This is a genomic window from unidentified bacterial endosymbiont (assembly GCF_918797525.1).
Lineage (GTDB): Bacteria > Pseudomonadota > Gammaproteobacteria > Enterobacterales > Enterobacteriaceae > Enterobacter.
In genome coordinates this window covers 1,266,936-1,286,404 of record NZ_OU963893.1, presented here as the reverse complement: position 1 = coordinate 1,286,404, position 19,469 = coordinate 1,266,936, and the positions used below count along the sequence as shown (strand labels likewise).

Here is a 19,469-nt window from a genome sequence, read left to right as displayed (position 1 = left end):
CCTGCACCAAATGACCCGGGCGCACCCACAGCGCCCGGGCATAAACAATAAAGCTGTACCTTTTATTAGGGATTTGACATGGGAAAGAAGATGCCTTACTGGTGGCTCTCGTGCTGCCTGATATCTGTGCCCACGCTTGCGGCGAATCCGGCGGCATTGATCAATACCGGACAACTCAGCGAAACGCAGGAACTCCCCTCTTTAAATGGCCGCGTGGCCCCCGTAGCGGGCATTGCCGCCCCCGGCACGCTACAGCTGGGTGAAGCAGTCAACCGCGCCGTCACCTGGCACCCGGCCATCAGTGAAGCGGTCGGTAGGCTGTACGAACAGAATGAAAACGTGGATGTCGCGAAATCGAAATATTACCCGCAGGTCAATGCCGGAATGGAAAATGGTTATACCCATGACGGCGGAGATAATGGTTTTACCCCGTCGCTGGTGCTCTCTCTTTCACAAATGCTCTACGATTTCGGCAAAGTGGCGAGCCAGGTGCGTGCTGAAAGCGCTGGCGTCGCTCAGCAGCAGGCCAACGTACTGGTGAGCATCGACACCATCGCGCATGATACCGCCATCGCCATGGTACAGGTCCAAACCTGGCAACAGATGGTGGACACCGCGAAAGAACAGCTCGACGCCCTTACCTCTATCGGCAAACTGGCGAAACTGCGCAATGACGAAGGCGCCAGCTCACTCTCTGACGTGGTGCAAACCGATGCGCGTATCGAAGGCGCGCGCGCGCAATTGATGCAGTATCAGGCCAGCCTCGACAGCTCCCGCGCTACGCTGATGAGCTTCCTCGGCTGGAACAACCTCAACGAGGTCAGTAACGAATTCCCGCAAAGCCTGGCCCGCAGTTGCGATATCGCCGAGCCGGACGACCGGCTGGTTCCGGCCGTGCTCGCCGCCTGGGCGCAGGCCAACGCGGCACAGGCGAATCTCGACTACGCCAATGCGCAGATGACGCCAACTATCTCACTTGAGCCAGAAGTCCGTCACTACCTTAACGATCGCTTTGCGGGGAACGAAACGCGGGATCGCACCCAGTATTCGGCGTGGGTCAAAGTGCAAATGCCGCTCTATCAGGGCGGCGGTCTCACCGCCCGGCGTAACGCCGCCGGACATGCGGTGGAATCCGCCCAGGCGACCATCCAGCGCACGCGCCTCGATGTGCGGCAAAAGCTGCTGGAAGCCCGCAGCCAGGTGATGAGCCTGATGAGCACCCTGCAAATTCAGGGCCGCCAGGAAGCGCTTAGCGCCCGCACCCGCGAGCTGTATCAACAGCAATATCTCGATCTCGGTTCTCGTCCGTTGCTCGACGTGCTCAACGCCGAGCAGGAGGTTTTTCAGGCGCGCTTCACCCAGCAGCAAACGGCCGGGCAGTTGCATCAACTGCAGTTGAACTGCCTGTATAACACCGGACGCTTACGCCACTCGTTCGATCTTGAAAACCGTACCATCCAGACCGTGGAGATCCAGCCATGAAGCAACGTGACATTCCGCAAGGCGAGATGGTAACGGACGAAGAGCTGGAACAGTGGGCGCAGGCCTTTGGTTATGTCGCCACGCGCTACCGCGTCGCCTGCTCTCCCGGCGCGCTGATGGCGGGCGCACCCTGGTTAAAGGGCAAGCCGATGGTCCCCGCCCTCACCCAGCTTGCCCGCGAGGCCGGGCTCTCTTTTCAACTGCTGACAGCCGACCAGCACGCCATTAACAGCTGGCGTCTGCCGGTAGTGGTGGCGCTGGATGAAGGCAAAATCGGCGTCATTGAACATTTCGACGGCGAGGATACGCTGGAAGTCAGTTTTTTTGATGACAAAACCCACACTAACCGCCTGTCGATGAGCGCGATGTTACCCGCCATCCGCTACGTCATCGCCCTGCGTCCGCTGGCGGCGCTGAAGGACAGCCGCGTGGATGCTTACATCTCAAAATACCGCCCGGACTGGCTCTACCGGCTGGTACTGCGCGATCTGCGCCCCTACACCTGGGTGATGCTGGCCGCGCTGTTTATCAACGTGCTGTCGCTGTCGGGCATTGTCTTCTCCATGCAGGTCTATGACCGCGTGATCCCCGCCCAGTCTTATCCCACGCTCTACGTGCTGACCATTGGGGTACTGATTGCCACGCTGTTTGGTTTTGTGCTGCGCGTGGCGCGCGGGCACATTATGGATCTGCTGGGCAAGCGTTCGGATCTGCGCGTCTCTGACCGGGTCTTCGGCCACGCCTTGCGCCTGCGCAACAGCGCCATTCCGCGTTCGACCGGGAGCTTCATCTCACAGTTACGTGAGCTGGAGCAGATCCGCGAGATGGTCACCTCTTCGACCATCTCGACGATTGTCGACCTGCCGTTCTTTTTACTGTTTGTGGTGGTGCTGGCGATCATTGCCCCGCAGCTGGCGTGGATAGCGCCGGTTGCGGCGGTGATCATGGTGCTCCCTGGCCTGCTGCTGCAAAAGAAGCTGGCTGAACTGGCGAAACAGTCGGCGCATGAATCGACCCTACGTAACGCGGTACTGGTAGAGAGCGTGCAGGGGCTGGAAGACATCAAGCTGATGCAGGCGGAAAACCGCTTTTTGCAGCAGTGGAACAGCTATATCCAGATTACGGCGGAATCGGGTTTACGCACCCGCGAACTGACGCAGAACCTCATCAGTTGGGGCATGACCATCCAGAGCCTGGTCTATGCCGCGGTGATCGTGGTGGGTGCGCCGATGGTCATTGACGGGACATTAACCACCGGTTCGGTGGTCGCCGCCTCCATGCTGGCTTCACGCATGATTGCGCCGATGGCGACGCTGTGCGGCGTTCTCGCACGCTGGCAGCAGGTGAAAGCCGCGAAGGAAGGGCTGGACAGCATTATGCAACTTCCGACGGAAAACCAGCGCGAAGAGACGCCCATCCGCCAGGACGTGCTGCGCGGTCACTACCTGTTTGAGCAGGCCCAGTTTCGCTACCACCCGGAAGATCCGCGCATGGCGCTGCGTATTAACCGCCTGGAGATCAAACCGGGTGAAAAAGTGGCGATCCTCGGGCGTAACGGCGCGGGCAAATCGACCCTGCTGCAGGCTCTGGCAGGCGGCATGGATCTGGCTGGCGGCGAGCTGCGGCTCGACAATTTCAGCCTGCCCCACCTGGACGTGGCGGACGTGCGGCGTAACGTCGGTTTTATGACTCAGAACGCGCGGCTGTTTTACGGTACCCTGCGCGAGAACATCACCCTCGGCATGCCGCGCGCCACCGATGAAGAGATTTTTGAGGTGCTGGAGATGTGCGGTGCGGCAAGTTTCGTGCAGAAGCTGCCGAAGGGGCTGGATTACCCGATTATGGAGAACGGTGTCGGGCTTTCCGGCGGGCAGCGGCAGTCCATATTGCTGGCACGCATGCTCCTGCGCGACCCTAACATCGTCCTGATGGACGAACCCACCGCGTCGCTTGACGAGCATACCGAGCGGGAATTTATCCAGCGTCTGGGGGCCTGGCTCGGCAACCGAACGCTCATCGTCGCTACCCACCGCGTGCCGGTGCTGGAGCTGGTGGAACGCGTGGTTGTGCTAAAAGAGGGCATGCTGGTAATGGACGCGCCGAAAGCGCAGGCGCTAAACAGCAGCCGCATGCAGCAACAGCAGCAGGCAACCGGACGGGAGTGGAAAAATGAAAATCAATCGGCGTGACGTTGCGGCAATGGAAGACCTGGATAACGCCCTCGACTCCGAAAGTGGCTACACCGGTGCGCGGCGGATAGTGATTTTCTCACTGCTGCTGTTTATCGTTGTTGGGATCTGGGCGTGGTTTGGCGTTCTGGATGAAGTTTCAACCGGGACCGGCAAAGTGATCCCCAGCTCGCGTGAACAGGTTTTGCAGTCGCTGGACGGGGGGATCCTCACCGAGCTGAACGTGCATGAGGGCGATCAGGTGCAGGCCGGTCAGGTACTGGCGCGGCTTGATCCAACGCGGTCGGAATCCAACGTCGGTGAAAGCGCGGCGCGCTACCGGGCGTCGCTGGCCTCCAGCGTGCGTTTGTACGCTGAGGTCAACGACCTGCCGCTCAAATTTCCCCCTTCGCTGGCGAAATGGACGGATTTGACCGCGGCAGAAACCCGACTTTATACCTCCCGTCGCGCGCAGCTTGAAGATACGCAAAGAGAGTTACGCGCCGCGCTGGATCTTGCTAACAAAGAGCTGGCCATCACCCAGCGGCTGGTCAAAACCGGTGCTGCCAGCCACGTGGAAGTGCTGCGCCTGCAGCGGCAAAAAAGCGATCTGGAGCTGAAACTCACCGACGTACGCTCGCAGTATTACGTTCAGGCGCGTGAGGCCTTATCCAAAGCCAACGCCGAGGTTGATATGGTTGCGGCGGTACTGAAAGGCCGTGAGGATTCGGTCAACCGCCTGACCGTAAAATCCCCGGTGCGCGGGATCGTGAAAAACATCAAAGTTACCACCATAGGCGGCGTCATTCCGCCCAACGGTGAGCTGATGGAGATTGTACCCGTCGACGATCATCTGCTGATTGAAACGCGGCTATCCCCGCGCGATATCGCGTTTATCCATCCTGAGCAGAAAGCGCTGGTGAAGATAACGGCCTATGATTACGCCATTTACGGCGGGCTGCACGGCGTCGTAGAGACCATCTCACCGGACACCATTCAGGATGAAGCCAAGCCGGAAGTGTTCTATTACCGGGTATTTATCCGCACCAGCCAGGATTATCTGGTCAATAAAGCGGGCAGGCATTTCTCGATTGTCCCGGGGATGATTGCCACGGTGGATATCAAAACCGGTGAGAAAACGGTGCTGGATTATATGATTAAGCCGTTTAACCGGGCGAAAGAGGCGCTGAGGGAGCGGTGATGTTTGAGGGTGCCCCGGTTCCCTGAGCACATTGTCCCGGTAATATTAATAACAGACCAAAAACGCACTTGCGCGCAATGCGGGAGTGCGTTACTCGCGTACGGGTTTACTAACCCTGATGTATTTTTGGCTAAATTAGTTGCAAAAGTCCTTGCTAAAAAAAAGGTTGCCTGAGGCAGTGAGGTATTAACCCTCCCAGGCGCATTTTTCATGAAGCGCCCTGATTGATTCACACCGCAAATACAATAGCCGAAACATTCGACAAATTCGGGTAACACATAAATAAATTACGGGCAATAATATCTATAAATAATACTTACAATACAATTCATTCACCAATCAAATGCGCTTGCATTCTTTTCATCCTGCCTGAATAAAAAAACAAACATTCAGTTGATTTGAGAATGTTCTTATGCGAACTTTATGCCCGCCCCAGTCGATTCTTAAAATGGAAAAATCGCACAAGGAATTCATCATGAAAAAAACATTAATTGCTACCGCTATGTTATCAACCATATTTGCAAGTACTGCCGTCTTTGCAGCAGATTATGAAGATGCGGGTGAACTGACTATTTTAGGCACGGTCGTTGATACGCCATGCCAATTTGTTTCAGGGAATAGCAAGGAAGAGATCAGACTGGAACGTATTAAAATTTCGGACGTCCAGGGAAGCGACATTGGTAAAAAAATAGAAGGAACGTCTGCGCAAACTGAAAACCTCAAAATCAAATGCGAAGGAAATAATAAAAATATTTCAATAAAAATTAAAGCGGCCGACCTGACTGCACAAAACATAGTTAAAAACAACAATTCAGCCGGGGGTAACAATACGGGATTCTACTTAGAATATAATGATAAGCAGATCACCAAAAACTATAATGAAATAATCGTCCCTACTGGCGCATTCGATGATAAGGGTGAGTATCAAATACCCATTTCCGCATACTATGCCCGAAGTGCAGATGGCGCCGTTACCGCAGGTGACGTCTCAGCAACCGTCACCTTAGAAGTGAGCAGTGATTAAATAAGTACCCCGGCAACAACGCTGTTGCCGGGCCTAAAAAGGAGAGCCGCATGAAAGGATTTATCACTCTCTTTCTTCTATCCGCCATTCTTCCAGCCCAGGCTGGGGTCGTCATTTATGGCACCAGAGTTATTTATCCGGCGGATAAAAAAGAGATCACTGTACAATTGATGAATCAGAGTCCCAGGACGTCACTGGTTCAATCATGGATTGATGATGGCGACAGCTCCCTCCCCCCCGAGAAGATCCACGTCCCTTTTGTATTATCTCCGGCAATTGTGCGTGTATCAGCGAATTCAGGGCAGCAGATAAAAATAAAACAAACACCCAATATGCTGCCAGCAAACAAAGAGAGTTTATTTTATCTGAATGTTCTGGATATCCCACCCAATTCATCCAGCGAAAGTAATACCAGCGTCCTTAAGCTGGCGATGCAAAACAGGGTAAAGCTATTTTATCGACCCAAAGGTATAGCAGGAATAAGTGATAAAACTTTTTCCCAACTAGAAATTACACGACGTGACAATCAGCCATTCATTACGAATAATACCGCTAACTGGGTTACCATAACGGCCATTAAAACGGCCAATATCCAGGTGAATAATGACAGCGTTATGCTGGCGCCGTTCTCTAAACAGGTGCTGTCCCTGAAAAATATTTTGACCAGCAGTTACAGCCTGACAATTATTGATGATAGTGGCAATACCATCAGTCATAAGCTCAGTGTGAAGTGAGGCGTTAATCATGTTCAGTAAGATAACGGCCCTTGCCTGCGCGATTAATATGCTTCTTTTTTCTTCTGATGTGCTCGGCGTCGATGAAACATTCGACACCCATTTTCTAATAGGAGGAATGAAAGGTGAAAAGCAATCACAGTTTGCGGTGTCAGCCGATCGCCCGCTGGCGGGAGTATACGATCTCGATATTTATATTAACCAGCAATGGCGCGGAAAATATGCCGTTGAGGTAAAAGAGACGACGGAGGAAACCTGCTTACCGCTGAATACCGTCGTCATGCTGGGTATCAAAACTGAGGCTTCCGGCGAGGCCTCCTCATCGCAGTGCATTCCCCTGCAACAGGTCGTTCAGGGGGGGCAGACGTCATGGGAGATGAGCCTGCTGCGCCTTAATCTTACCGTCCCGCAGGCCTTTGTCATCGAGCGCGAACAAGGTTATCTGACTCCTGAAAGTTGGGACCGGGGGATTAATGCGCTCTACACTTCCTACTATTTTAGCCAGTACGTCAGCCATCATCAGCAGGGAGGCGACAGCAAAAGCAGCTATGCGCGCTTTAACAGTGGCCTGAATCTGCTGGGATGGCAGTTGCACTCAGATGCGTCTTACAACAAAAGTGACGACAATAAGGGTGAATGGAAAAGCAATACGTTATATCTGGAGCGCGGTATAGCGGAGCTGATGAGCACGCTGCGTGCCGGTGATATTTATACCTCGGGCGATATTTTTGACATCGTTCGTTTCCGTGGCGTACGGCTGGCAACCGATATGCAAATGCTCCCCGATTCTCGGCAAAACTTTACCCCCATCGTGCAGGGGATTGCTCAGAGTAATGCTCTGGTTACCATTGAGCAAAACGGCTTTATCATCTATCAGAAGGAGGTGCCGCCAGGCCCGTTTGCGATTTCAGATTTAAGCTCTGCGGGGGGCGGCGCCGACCTTGACGTCAGCGTCAAAGAGGCCGATGGCTCAGTCACTCACTATCTGGTCCCCTTTTCGTCCGTTCCCAATATGCTGCAGCCGGGCGTCTCAAAATATGATATTGCCGCCGGTCAGAGCTATATTGAGGGCGCGACGGAACAAACTGACTTCCTGCAAACCAGCTACCAGTATGGGTTAAATAATTTTCTCACCCTCTTTGGCGGCACGCTTCTCGCTGATGATTACACTGCGGCGACGCTCGGCACGGGGTGGAACACCCTGATTGGCGCACTTTCTGTTGATGCCACTAAATCGCATAGCAAACAGGATGACGGGCAGACCCTCGACGGGCAGAGCTATCAGCTAAGCTACAGTAAATTCGTGGCGCCGACGCAGACGCGTTTTGGCCTGGCGGCATACCGCTATTCGTCCCGCAATTATCGGACGTTTAACGATCATGTCTGGGCCAACAGCAAAGATCGTTACAAGTATGACGAAAACGACGTGTATAACGTTGGCAACTATTATCAAAACGATTTTGGTCGTAAAAACAGTTTTTCAGTTAACGTCAGTCAGTCTCTTCCCGACGGCTGGGGTTCACTTACTGCCAGCGTGCTGTGGCGCGATTACTGGGGGAAAAGCGGAAACAGAAAAGATTACCAGGTCAGTTATGCCAATAACTGGCGGCAGACCAGCTTCTCCCTTTCGGCTAACCAGACCTACGACGAAGACGATCGGCAAGACAAACGGGTGAGTATTTACTTCTCGGTACCGCTCAACTGGGACAAGGGTGATAGCGCATTGCCCCGACGCCTGACGGTCTCTAACTCGACAACTTTCGATAATAACGGCTATGCCTCAAATACCGCCGGATTATATGGAATGGCCGGGAGTCGCGATCAGTTTAGCTATGGCGTCAATGTCAGCAACCAGCGTCAGAATAATGAAACCAGTATCGGCTCGAACCTGAGCTGGAATAGCGCTTTCGCCACCCTCAACGGTAGCGTAAGCCATTCATCCCAATATCAGCAGGCTAGCGGCAGTATTGCCGGCGGTATTGTTGTCTGGTCCGGGGGCGTAAACCTGGCGAACCGGCTATCCGACACCGTTGCCATCCTGCAAGCGCCTGGACTTGCAGGCGCTTATGTCAACGGCCAGCGTTACCGTACCACCGATCGCTCCGGTACCGTTGTCTATGATGGCCTGACGCCGTATCGGGAAAATCAGCTCACTCTGGATATTTCACAAACGGACAGCAACACAGCGCTGCTGGGCAACCGTAACCAGGTTGCGCCTTACCGGGGAGCGGTGGTGCTCAGCCGGTTCGAAACCGACTCGCGGAGTCCGTGGTATGTTAAAGCCCGCCATGCCGACGCGTCTCCCCTCACCTTTGGCTATAACGTGTTTGATATGACGGGCAGCCCTATCGGGGTGGTCGGCCAGGGGAGCCAGGTTTATATGCGTGCTGACGTCATCCCGGTGCAAATCAGGGTGGGCGCAGATCGCGATGGCGTATCCTCGTGCCTCATAACGCTGAACGCAGCAATTGATGAAAATAAAACGTACATTTGTCAATAATAAAAGGATTTATTATGAAAGGGTTATTCATGCTAATGCTGATACTGAGCGCAAGTCAGGCCCAGGCGTATTGCAAGATAAAAGATACAAGTAAAAACACTAAGCACTCCGCAACACTCGAGATCAACTTAGATGACCCCTCTAAAATACTTATTAGCTCGACTATGAATTTTGATGCTGACATCTCTAACTTCTTCTGTACATTTATCGGTAATTATTTTACTACTCACATCGCTGAAGGCAATAAGGAGTACAAAATAAAATACAGCGCCAACCACTTTTTTATTTTACAAATATCGTTAAAGGCAAATACGTCTTATAAAAACCACTTCAACCCTGGAGACAATCAAAGCGCTGCTAGCCTCAACAGTGCATACAGCATTAAGACAGCAATCATTGATAACCCGGAAGATCTTAACCCACCAGAATACACAATAGGCGAAGAATTCCCGTTGAGAGAGCAAATTATAATAAAGCCAGCACCCTGCAGCATTTCCTGTGGTTTTAGTGGCAATAACAACAAAGATCAGTACATCAATAATATTATTGTCAGCGTAAAGTTCACCCCCACCACCTGCACTCTGACAAACAACAGCCTTATCATACCCAATATATCCGCACAAGAAATCGACACCCGCGGTTACCTGGAGCCTGCAACGCAACCCGAAATAGCGTGCAGCAGCAAGTTTGGATTCGCCAGCAGCAATGTAAAGTATTACTTCGCCGCAGATAATATTGGGGGCAATAACGTGCTAAGGAACGTCCGCGATGCGCGAGACAGCGCCGGTGAGGTCGGGTTTGCGTTGAAAAGCAACGGTATTAACGTAAACGTTAACCAGGCCGAACCGACGACAACCAAGATTTTTTCACGCTATCAGGCGCTCAAATCTACCTCTTATCCCCTTAGTCTGACCTTCAAATATACCCGCTACGGTAGCGGTAAAGTTAAAGCGGGGAAAGTTGAAAGCCGGATGCGCGTAATGATGATATACGATTAAAAAATAAAAAAATCATCTACGCGCTTGCGCAAACAAAAAATTCGAGCGTATAAATTCAGGGACATCCTGCGGATCAATTTTACTCAGGTAGTGGCACCAAAGATGGTTAACCTTCTCATCAAGGCTGCTATCCTGCGCCAACGTTAAGAGGGACTGATGAAGCATATCTTCGGCAAATTTTTCCGGCTCAACTGAGTTTCCCTCCTCAAGAGCTTACATTATTAACACTACACAAAAATGAGCGCCGCCTATTAAGCGGCACCTGTTAACATTTACAGAGATGACTTCAGACGTCTTACCGCCTCTTTCAGCTGTTCGTCCGTCGGTGTGACAAACGACATACGCAGCGTAGTAGGGTCTGATTCATTGCAGTAGAAGAACTCACCCGGCACAAACACCACGCCATTGCTTAACGTTTTTTCCAGCCAGCGCGTGGTGTTCATCCCGTTATTCATTTTTGCCCACAGGAACATACCGCCCTTCGGCTTGTGAAAGGACATTACATCACCCAGTTCCGCTTCCAGCGCGTTGGCGAACGTCTGGTATTTCTGACGATACGCTTCGCGGATCATAGCAATCTGAGCCGCCAGACGACCGGTTTTTAGATACTCCCAGGTCATCAATTGCGACAGCGTACTGGTGTGCAGGTCGGTCGTTTGCTTGAGATTCACCACCGCGCCTTTTAGCCACTCAGGTACCAGCACCCAACCCACGCGGGTTCCCGGCGCAAGAATTTTCGAGAAGGTCGAGGTATAAACCAGATTCTGTTCATTGCCGATATCTTTGGCATGGGCAATCAGCGGGCGGAATACCTCGTCGGTATAATTTATTTCACTGTACGGATCATCTTCGATAATCACGAAATCATAACGTTTTGATAATGCCACCAGTTGCTTACGACGGGGTTCTGAAAGCGTTACGCCACCAGGATTACCAAACGTCGGCACAATGTAGACCGCTTTGATGGTTTTATGCGCCACCAGCGTTTCGAGCTCATCAACGATCATGCCGTCGCCGTCGGTGCCAACGGATGCAAAATTTGCCTGCGCCAGGCCAAACACCTGCAGCGCGGCCAGATAGGTAGGACGTTCTACGACGACCGTATCGCCAGGGTTAATCAACGCGCGCGCCAGAACATCCAGAGACTGTTGCGAACCGGATGTAACCACCACATCATCGGCTTTACAGACAATTCCACGGCCTTCACAAATACGCTGGATCTCTTCACGTAGCCCCGGTACGCCTTCGGTCAGGCCGTACTGAAACGCCTCGCCAAAATGCTGTGATAATACGGCATCCGCAGCTATTTTCAGGCCCTCGTGATCGAACAGGTCAGGGTTTGGGATCCCCCCACCGAGCGAAATCACGCCCGCCATTTTGCTGTGTTTTAATAGTTCACGGATGGCAGATGATTGCAGGCCCTGTGCGCTGTGGGCGAGTTTGTTCACAGACATTCTTTGTTTACCTTCTTTTATTATATTGTGCCCAATCTTAGCAGAATATAGGCGATAAATTCCGTAAGCTTAGTGCCAACGTGTGCATTTTTATCGCTCGGTTATTGGCTATAGAGGTCATTTCAAAAGTGCGCTGCGCCTGACGGGGTATCACCTGCAGCGATACCCCGACAAGGGATCAGGGAAGGGTTCCCCAGACCAGATTGCCCTTGTGGAACGTCGCGGTACGCGGAGAAATGCGCGCCACGGCTTCGGCGGAACAGGAGGCGTCCATCAGCACAAAGCTGGCATCATCCTGTACTTTTGGCCACACGCGTTCACCTTTATCGTTCAGCGGCAGTACGTCACCGGTCGCGATACCTAATGCCCGGGAAAGGGTTTGCTCGTTCGGGCGGATATAGAGCTGCGCATAGAGGTTGGCTTTTTCCAGCATGTCCCCCAGGCCGTACGGCGACCAATGGTCGATCACGCTGTCGGTGCCCGTCATCACAAACACGCCTTTATCCCGCAACTGTTTAAGCGGCATGTGCAGGGTGCCAATCGGAACGGTGGAGGCAATCGTCACCTGTTGCTGCGCCATGCGGGTCGCAATCTCATCCACCTGTTGTGCGTTGAGCGTTGCCAGCGCAAAGGCGTGGCTGATGGTCAACTTACCCTTCAGCGCCGGGGTTTTCTCCACGGTTTCAACCATGTAGTTCACCGCCGCCACGCCCGCCGGGCTGGTTTCATGCAGGTGAATATCGACCCCCTTATCATAATCCAGCGCAATCTGGAACAGGGTGTCGAGGGATTTTTCCATCGCGCCGTCAACGCTTGTGGGATCAAGCCCGCCCACGTAGTGCGCCCCGGCCTGCATCGCCTCGCGCATCAGCTTTTCAGCATTCGACAGCAGCAGGCCATGCTGCGGGAAGGCGACGATTTCGCAGTCAAACCCGGGCTTGCGGCGCGCTAATACCGCCTGCAGGTTTTCCAGATTTTTCAGGCCGGAAACAGGCTCAATGTTGCAGTGGCTACGGGCGAGGGTTGAACCTTTCGACTGGATCAGGTCAATCAGCTTTTCCGCGCGTTCCTGCATGTAGGGCTGCAACTCTGGCAACAGCGTTTGTTCCAGACGGATCATATCCTGAATTGTGGTTCCCGCCGGGCGGTTCAGGGAGCGCCACGGGCCGCCGTAAAAGGTCTTATCGAGGTGAATATGCATATCGCGCATCGCCGGGAGCAGCAGTTTGCTGCCCGCGTCGTAGTGCGGCAATGTGGCATCGGCATGGCTTTGGTTATCGCGCAGAGCGACGATTTTCCCGTCTTTGATCTCCAGCGTTTTCAGCTCGGTACGGGTGCTCGTCGCTACGTTGCCCTCAACGTTAAACCCAGCCTCCAGCAGCACGTTATCCAGATAATAGTGTTTTGCGGTAATGTTCATCAGCTTGCCCGTCTCGCAGGCGGGCGCGGCGGTCTGCGCAGCATACGCAACAGAGCCGGTCGCGCCAAACAGCGCGCAGGCGGTAACCATTTTGCCGCTGTGGCTGATGAATTCCCGGCGACTTTTATTCTCACTCATCTTATCTTCCTTCACTCACAATATGGGTACCGGTTTCGCCGTGCAGCGCCGCAGGCAGGCAGTCCGGGGAGGTAATAATCACGCGCTTGCCGCCGTGGTTTAAAAACTCCAGCGAAGCAACGATTTTGGGCAGCATGCTGCCTGCCGGGAAGTGCCCTTGCGCCATGTAGCGCGTCATTTGCGCCACGTTGACGGTATCCAGCGCCTGTTGGTCCGGCTTGCCGTAGTTGATGCATACTTTCTCGACGCCGGTGGTGATAACAAGCACGTCGGCGCAGATCTCACGCGCCAGCAGCGCGGTAGAGAGATCTTTATCAATCACCGCGTCGACGCTCTGGTAATCGCCCTGCTCGCCACGCACCACGGGGATCCCGCCGCCGCCCGCGCCGATCGCCACATAGCCCTTTTGCGTCAGGGTTTTGATCGCATCCGCTTCGACAATGCGCAGCGGCTGCGGCGACGCCACCACGCGGCGATAGCCCCGTCCAGCGTCTTCAACAAAATGCCAGTCCGGATGCGCCCGTTGCAGCTCATCGCGCTGCGCCTCGCTAAGAAACGCGCCAATCGGCTTAGTGGGGTGAATGAAGCCGGGATCGTTTTTATCCACCTCTACCTGGGTGACCACCGTTACCGCTTTCTGCCCACCGCGCACGGCCAGCCGATTGTTGAGCGCCTGCTGGATCAGGTAGCCGATACCGCCCTGGGTGTCCGCCACACAGTTTGCCAGCGGCGTCAGCGGCAGCCCTTCCCGCTCGTGGGCGATTTCCGCGCGTCGCAGATCCAGCCCAACCTGGGGGCCGTTACCGTGCGTCAGCACAATGTCATAGTCAGAGGCCAGCATCGCCAGTATTGATTCTGCCACCGCTTTTACCGCCTGCGCCTGATGTTCAATCGACTGGCTGGCGTTGTCTTTGATAATACTGTTGCCGCCAATGGCAACCACCATAAGCGCTTTCATAGGTTTTCCTTTGCAACAGCGCCAGATTCAGCGCTTGCCGCTTCCCGGCTATCGAGGAAATGTTTCACCACAAACATGCCGCCCATCATCAGATAGGCCGTGACGAACATCAGCGAACTGCCCTGCGCAAAGCCGACCACCGGGGCGTGGATCACCCCAAACAGCGCCAGCAACGCGCCGACGGCTACCGCAACAGCGCCGCGCAGCGGCTTGTTGATAATGGCGAAGATGGCGATACAGCCCCAGAGCATGCTGGCGAGCGGCGCGCCGTTGCCCAGATGAACTAATCCTTCGTAGTAGATGCCTTTGCCGTGCAGCACGTCGCTACCGATTTTCGCCGCACTGGTGCCCGCCGCGCCCATCACGCTGTTCATCATGGTCAGCGCCCAGTTGGCGATCCACGGGAACAGACAGATGAAGATCACCGGCACCTCCACTTTGGGCGTTTCCCTCACGACCTGGTTGGCAGTGACCACGCCGATAAACACCAATATCGGCACGATGGCGGTCATCGGAATGATAGCGAGCATAAACGCCCCCAGCCCGAACAGCGGCACGATGAACATCGTCACCCCCGAAGCCAGCGTATAGCCAATGCTTGCCCCCATCGCTTTCCAGCCCGGGTGGCCCACATAGACCGTTACCGGAAACGGGTTGCCCATCAGGCAACCGAGCATGGAGGCCAGACCGTTTGCCAGCATCACTTTACGCGTCGGGTATTCATCTCCCGCTGCGTGGGCGCTTTCAATGTTTTCCAGATCGAAAATGTAGTTCGCCAGCCCCAGCGGCACCGCAGACGCCAGGTACGGCAATGCGTGCGGCATCCCCTGTATAAAGTTGTCGATGTGGACCTGCGGCGGGTTAAAACCGAACGATGACATGGACGATTTGATCGCCTCCGGGCTTTGCAGACCCGAGATCCACGCCAGTGCTGTACCGGCAATTAACAGCAGCAAACCGGTCGGGATACGGGCAAAGATCGGCTTTTTGCCAAACCAGTTAATAAAGATCAGCAGCAGGACGATAAACGACACGGTTGGTGCCTCGAACGCCTGCAGCATCGGGTTCATCGCCAGCAGCAGCAACCCCAGGCCAGACAGGCACGACAGCAGCACGGTGCGCGGGATCATCTTGCGAATGGTCTCGCCTAAAAACGACCCGCCCGCCAGGATCATCGCCTCCACAAAGCACCACACCAGGCCAATTTGAATGGCAAAATCCGCATCGCCCGTTTGCTGATAAACAGGCATTAAGACCAGGAAGGTCACGGTAAAAATAGACGGCGCGCTCGGGCCGGACGGTAACGCAGTCACGTCATTCCGCCCGCTCTGGCGCGCCATCTGCAGGCCAAACCACGTATAGCAGACGCTCGCCACCAGCACCGCCAGCCCGAAGGCGGGCGCGATGCGTCCATATACAATCTCCTTCGGGATGCCGACGACAAAAATGAGCAGCCCCATCATAGTCAGCAAATTGGTCAGGTTGTTGGTCATCAACCCGAAATACGCCGCCCAGTCACCTCTTTTCCACTCCAGTTTCATGTTTTTCATGGATGCTTGCCTTATAAAAAGTAGCGATCGCGGAAGGTCAACAACGCCTTTTCAAAACAGCTATACGGCGGATGAACGATGCCCGCCCCAATCATGCCGATGCCCGCCTCTTTATGGGCAATGGCGGTATTAATGACCGGCAGAATGCCGCTGCCAGCCACTCTGGTGATGTCGATGGCGCTCGGGATACCCATAAAGCAGAGCAGCGGAATGGTGACGTTCGGATTTTCACCAAGGGTGATTTCGCGCATCTGTCGCGAGAAGTCGATGGCTTCCTCCACCGTGCCGCCCACCAGCGCCACGATTGCCGGGGCCGTCGCCATGGCAAAGCCGCCGATGCCGTAGGTTTCGGTAATGGCGCTGTCGCCGATATCCAGCCCGGAGTCTTCCGGCTTATAGCCCGCGAACATCGGGCCAATCACCTGCTGGGCCGGGCCGGTGAACCACTGCCCCGGCAGGCCTGAGACACGCAGGCCGAACTCGTAGCCGTTACGCGCCATGGTCGTAACCACGGTGCTGTACTCAATGCCGTGGGCGGCATCCAGCGCGGCTTTGCACATCGCCATCCACGTCGGGCCGGAGAAGTAGTCGCTGCTGGCGACGAACTCAAACACCTCTCGCTGTTGTTCCAGCGGATAACCCGCCTGAATCAGCCCCGGCGTCAGCGCCTGGATCAGCAGCGTGGTCCCGGCATTGTTGCGGTTGTGGCACTCGTCGCCCATGTGCAGCGCCTGGGCCAGCATCAGACGCAGGTCGATTTCACCGATGATGTTCATCGCGTCGCGCAGCATCGGGCCGAGCACGTCGCGCATCCAGTTCAGGCGGTCGATCACGCTCTGGTCGTTAGCGCCCATGCGCAGGATCTTCGCCATCTGCTCGCTGAGGTTGGTGAAGGCCCGGTTGCCGTAGGTTTTGTTCTCAACGATATGCATAAACATGGATGCAGAGGTGACGCCCGCCATTGAGCCCACGCAGTCGTGCTCGTGGCAGGGGGAAAGGGTAATGTCTCCCGAGGCCGCCAGCCGTGCGGCGTCATCGAGATCTTTCGCTAATCCTTCAAACACCAGCGCCCCGGTGACCGCCCCTTTCATCGCCCCACACATGTGTTCCCAGGCGACGGGCGGACCCGCGTGCAGAAGGGTGGTGCGGGTCATACCGGGCACGACGTTAATCGCCTGGTCGTAGCCCACCAGCACCGGATGGGACTGAATAATGCGCTCAAGCGCGATATTGTTCGCAGCGGCGATTTTCTCCGCCAGCGGTTTTTCCGCCAACTGGTCGAGCGCCTCTACCACCTGCATATTGCCCTGCCCCGGCGGCGTCCAGTCGAGCTGGGTCACGGGAATATGCTGTTTTTTAAGGTCATCACTGAACATCGCAATGCCGACGTTGATTACGTTCAGCGGCTGGCTAAATAAGGTGGTCATCATGCTTTCTCCCCTTTGCAGACAAATTCGCGTGCCAGTAATCCGGCATTGGTGCTGCTGCTGGCCCAGATCACACCTGCGTCAGTCAACTGCTGGCACTGCTGCGCCAGCGACTGCGGATCCTGGTCGGTGCCCAGCACATAGCCCAGAATCTCCAGCGGCCGGTTATCGGCTTTGGCAATCGCCTGCGCCTCTTTAATGGCGTCGAGCATCACCCCCACCGGATCCTCATGGGCGCCGAAACCCAGCACGAAGTCCATCACGATCACCCCCACCTGTGGATCCCGCGCCTCCTGCAGCAGACGGCTGATACGGTTGGTCGGGTCGATCATCGGGTGCGGTTTGCCGTGGGTGAAATCGTCATCGCCAAAGTCGAGGAAGGTATGGGCGTGACTGACGTTGATGTTACTCAAACGTTTTGACGGATCGGGCTGAATGTTGCTGTAAACATCGGCGTATTTTTCCAGCGCGGCAAACATCGCCTCATCGCACAGGGTGCCGCCGCAGAACAGGCCGCGAATGTACTTTTGCTGAGGCGTCAGGCGGGCGCGCGCCTCTTCAATCAGCGGCCAGTTAAGCGGATGCAGATCGAGAGACTCTTTTTTAATGCCGGTCAGGAGCACCGCTTTTAGCGCCGCCTCTTTGGTCGCTCGGGCAAACTGCAGGCCCTCTTCATCGGCCGGGAGAGCGTTACGGCCAAGGAAACAGACAACGACCGGCTTGCGGCAGGCGCGCGCACGGGCCAGCACTTTTGTGGCCACCGCTGGCGCAGGGGGTTTGGAGATCAGCGCAATCACCTGCGTCGCGTCGTCTGCTTCCAGCATCTCAATGGCGTCCAGCATCATCAGGCCGCCGATCTTCTCACTCAGATCGCGTCCGCCGGTGCCGATCAGTTGCGATACGCCGCCGCCAAATTCATGGATCCGTACGCTCAGCTCCTGGCTGCCAGTGCCGGATGCGCCGACAATGCCTATCGCCCCGCGGCGTACCGCATTGGCAAAGCAAAGTCCGGCCCCGTTGATGATGGCGGTCCCGCAGTCCGGTCCCATCAGCAGCAGTCCTTTCTCATGCGCCAGCTGTTTTAGCGCCAGCTCGTCGTCAAGGGACACGTTATCGGAAAACAGCATCACGTTGAGGTTGTTTTCCAGCGCCTGTCGCGCCTCGCGGGCAGCAAAGGCGCCATTCACCGATATCACCGCAAGGTTTGCATCAGGGCGATGGGCTTTAGCGCTGGAAAGCGTGGCGTAGCGCGCTTCATGGGAGCCGCCACTCTCTTTACGGATAAACAAGGCTTCAATGGCCGCCAGCGTTTCATCATTCGCCGCCTCGCCTCGAATGACAATAATCAGGTCGCCGTTTTTGGCATCGGCTAATTCCGGCGTTAACAGCCCAAGATTTTTTAATACGCCTTTATTCATTTCCGTGCCCATCGCGACGAAGGCCTGCTCTACGCCCGGCAATTTATTGGCTTTGGTAGACACCGACATTAATGAGACCGAATCGAAATAGGTGTTCTTTTTTATAACGATTTTTGTAGGCATTATTTTCACCTGATTGAAGATAAAAAGGGGCCGCCGTCGTGCAAAATGCACGTCGGTGAAAGACTTTTTAAATAAGCGGTCAGCCGGATATGGCTAACCGATGTTGTTACGCGCCAGCGGCCAGCAGCAGGTCAGCTATCTCGTGGAAACCTTTTTCCCGCGCCAGTTCAAGCGGGGATTTGCCGTACTTATCGGTCATATGTGGGCTGGCGCCGTTATCCAACAGCAGCTTTACTATTTCTTGCTGTTTTGCACCACCGTCGTTTAGCACAATGGCTTCCAGCAAGGGTGTCCAGCCGACGAAGTTAGTGTGGTTGACGTTGATGTCGGTACGCTCAAGCAGCTCACGCACAATTTCAACGTGGCCTTTCTCGCTGGCAGGGGTGATACCCACCCCGCCAAAACGCGTCAGGCGATCAAGATCGGGATTGGCCGGTAATACGATTCTCAGCAGCGTAAGATCATTGGTCAGGCAGCTAATCAGGAAGGGGTTAAAACAGGTTTGGTCTTGTTTATCAATATCCGCGCCTGCGGCAATGAGTAATTCCACACAGACATAATGTTTTTTCAGGCTGGCAATAATAATCGCAGTTCTTTTTTGACGGTTGGTGGCATTGATATCCACACCTTTATCCAGACAGGCTTTTAGCGCATCAGGGTTGCCTTGCTCTGCTGCCAGCAGAAATTCAGTAACGCGTTCAGTTGCAGACATATTCAGACTCCGCTCATTTCATTGCTGTTGACCTGAGAATAGCAATAGCCTGGTCAGAAAAGAATCCGCTTAAAAATGATTCATCGACAGGCAATTCATTGTTGAGTTAAATTTAACAATGCAGCCAAAACGTGCGGCTGTGCACCCTTTTTTTTATGTTTC

Annotated in this window: 14 protein-coding genes; 7 read left to right on the top strand and 7 right to left on the bottom strand. The window is 54.7% G+C overall.

The annotated features are described in order from the left end of the window. The first annotated feature begins 78 nt into the window (after positions 1–78). The 7 genes from NL510_RS06165 (at position 79) to NL510_RS06135 (ending at position 10,107) form a co-directional block, all read left to right on the top strand. A complete protein-coding gene (locus NL510_RS06165; protein ID WP_253382503.1) occupies positions 79–1,482 on the top strand; it encodes a TolC family outer membrane protein in 1,404 nt (467 codons plus the stop codon). Then, on the top strand, positions 1,479–3,671 hold the full coding sequence (locus tag NL510_RS06160; RefSeq protein ID WP_253382501.1) for a type I secretion system permease/ATPase: 2,193 nt from the start codon (positions 1,479–1,481) through the stop codon (positions 3,669–3,671). The genes NL510_RS06165 and NL510_RS06160 overlap by 4 nt, the downstream gene beginning before the upstream one ends. A 10-nt stretch (positions 3,672–3,681) precedes the next feature. Next, positions 3,682–4,851, top strand: a complete 1,170-nt coding sequence (locus tag NL510_RS06155) for a beta-barrel domain-containing protein (protein WP_253384776.1) — start codon at positions 3,682–3,684, stop codon at positions 4,849–4,851. A gap of 475 nt (positions 4,852–5,326) precedes the next feature. Continuing rightward, a complete protein-coding gene (locus NL510_RS06150) occupies positions 5,327–5,875 on the top strand; it encodes a fimbrial protein (protein WP_253382499.1) in 549 nt (182 codons plus the stop codon). Between the two features lie 50 nt (positions 5,876–5,925). Then, entirely contained in the window at positions 5,926–6,609 is a 684-nt protein-coding gene (locus tag NL510_RS06145; protein ID WP_253382497.1) for a fimbria/pilus periplasmic chaperone, read from the top strand. A 10-nt stretch (positions 6,610–6,619) separates the two neighbouring features. Next, positions 6,620–9,109, top strand: coding sequence for a fimbrial biogenesis outer membrane usher protein (locus NL510_RS06140; protein WP_301308590.1), 2,490 nt, complete (start codon positions 6,620–6,622; stop codon positions 9,107–9,109). A gap of 14 nt (positions 9,110–9,123) precedes the next feature. After that, entirely contained in the window at positions 9,124–10,107 is a 984-nt protein-coding gene (locus tag NL510_RS06135) for a fimbrial protein (RefSeq protein ID WP_253382495.1), read from the top strand. Positions 10,108–10,379: 272 nt separating this feature from the next. On the opposite strand, the gene NL510_RS06130 is transcribed toward NL510_RS06135, so the two are convergent. From NL510_RS06130 to NL510_RS06100, 7 genes are all read right to left on the bottom strand, one after another. Next, positions 10,380–11,561 carry an aminotransferase-like domain-containing protein gene (locus tag NL510_RS06130; RefSeq protein WP_253382493.1) on the bottom strand — a complete coding sequence of 394 codons (1,182 nt, stop codon included), beginning with the start codon at positions 11,559–11,561 and terminating at the stop codon, positions 10,380–10,382. A gap of 178 nt (positions 11,562–11,739) precedes the next feature. Then, a complete protein-coding gene (locus NL510_RS06125) occupies positions 11,740–13,119 on the bottom strand; it encodes an amidohydrolase family protein (protein ID WP_253382491.1) in 1,380 nt (459 codons plus the stop codon). A gap of 1 nt (position 13,120) precedes the next feature. Next, positions 13,121–14,077: a carbamate kinase family protein gene (locus tag NL510_RS06120; protein WP_253382489.1), complete on the bottom strand. Its 957-nt coding sequence runs from the start codon at positions 14,075–14,077 to the stop codon at positions 13,121–13,123. Next, entirely contained in the window at positions 14,074–15,627 is a 1,554-nt protein-coding gene (locus tag NL510_RS06115) for a xanthine permease (protein WP_253382487.1), read from the bottom strand. The genes NL510_RS06120 and NL510_RS06115 overlap by 4 nt, the downstream gene beginning before the upstream one ends. An 11-nt stretch (positions 15,628–15,638) precedes the next feature. Beyond that, positions 15,639–17,057: a YlbE family protein gene (locus tag NL510_RS06110; protein ID WP_253382485.1), complete on the bottom strand. Its 1,419-nt coding sequence runs from the start codon at positions 17,055–17,057 to the stop codon at positions 15,639–15,641. Beyond that, a complete protein-coding gene (gene fdrA, locus NL510_RS06105; protein WP_253382483.1) occupies positions 17,054–18,595 on the bottom strand; it encodes an acyl-CoA synthetase FdrA in 1,542 nt (513 codons plus the stop codon). The genes NL510_RS06110 and fdrA overlap by 4 nt, the downstream gene beginning before the upstream one ends. 106 nt (positions 18,596–18,701) lie before the next feature. After that, entirely contained in the window at positions 18,702–19,307 is a 606-nt protein-coding gene (locus NL510_RS06100; protein WP_253382481.1) for an ankyrin repeat domain-containing protein, read from the bottom strand. Positions 19,308–19,469: the final 162 nt, after the last annotated feature.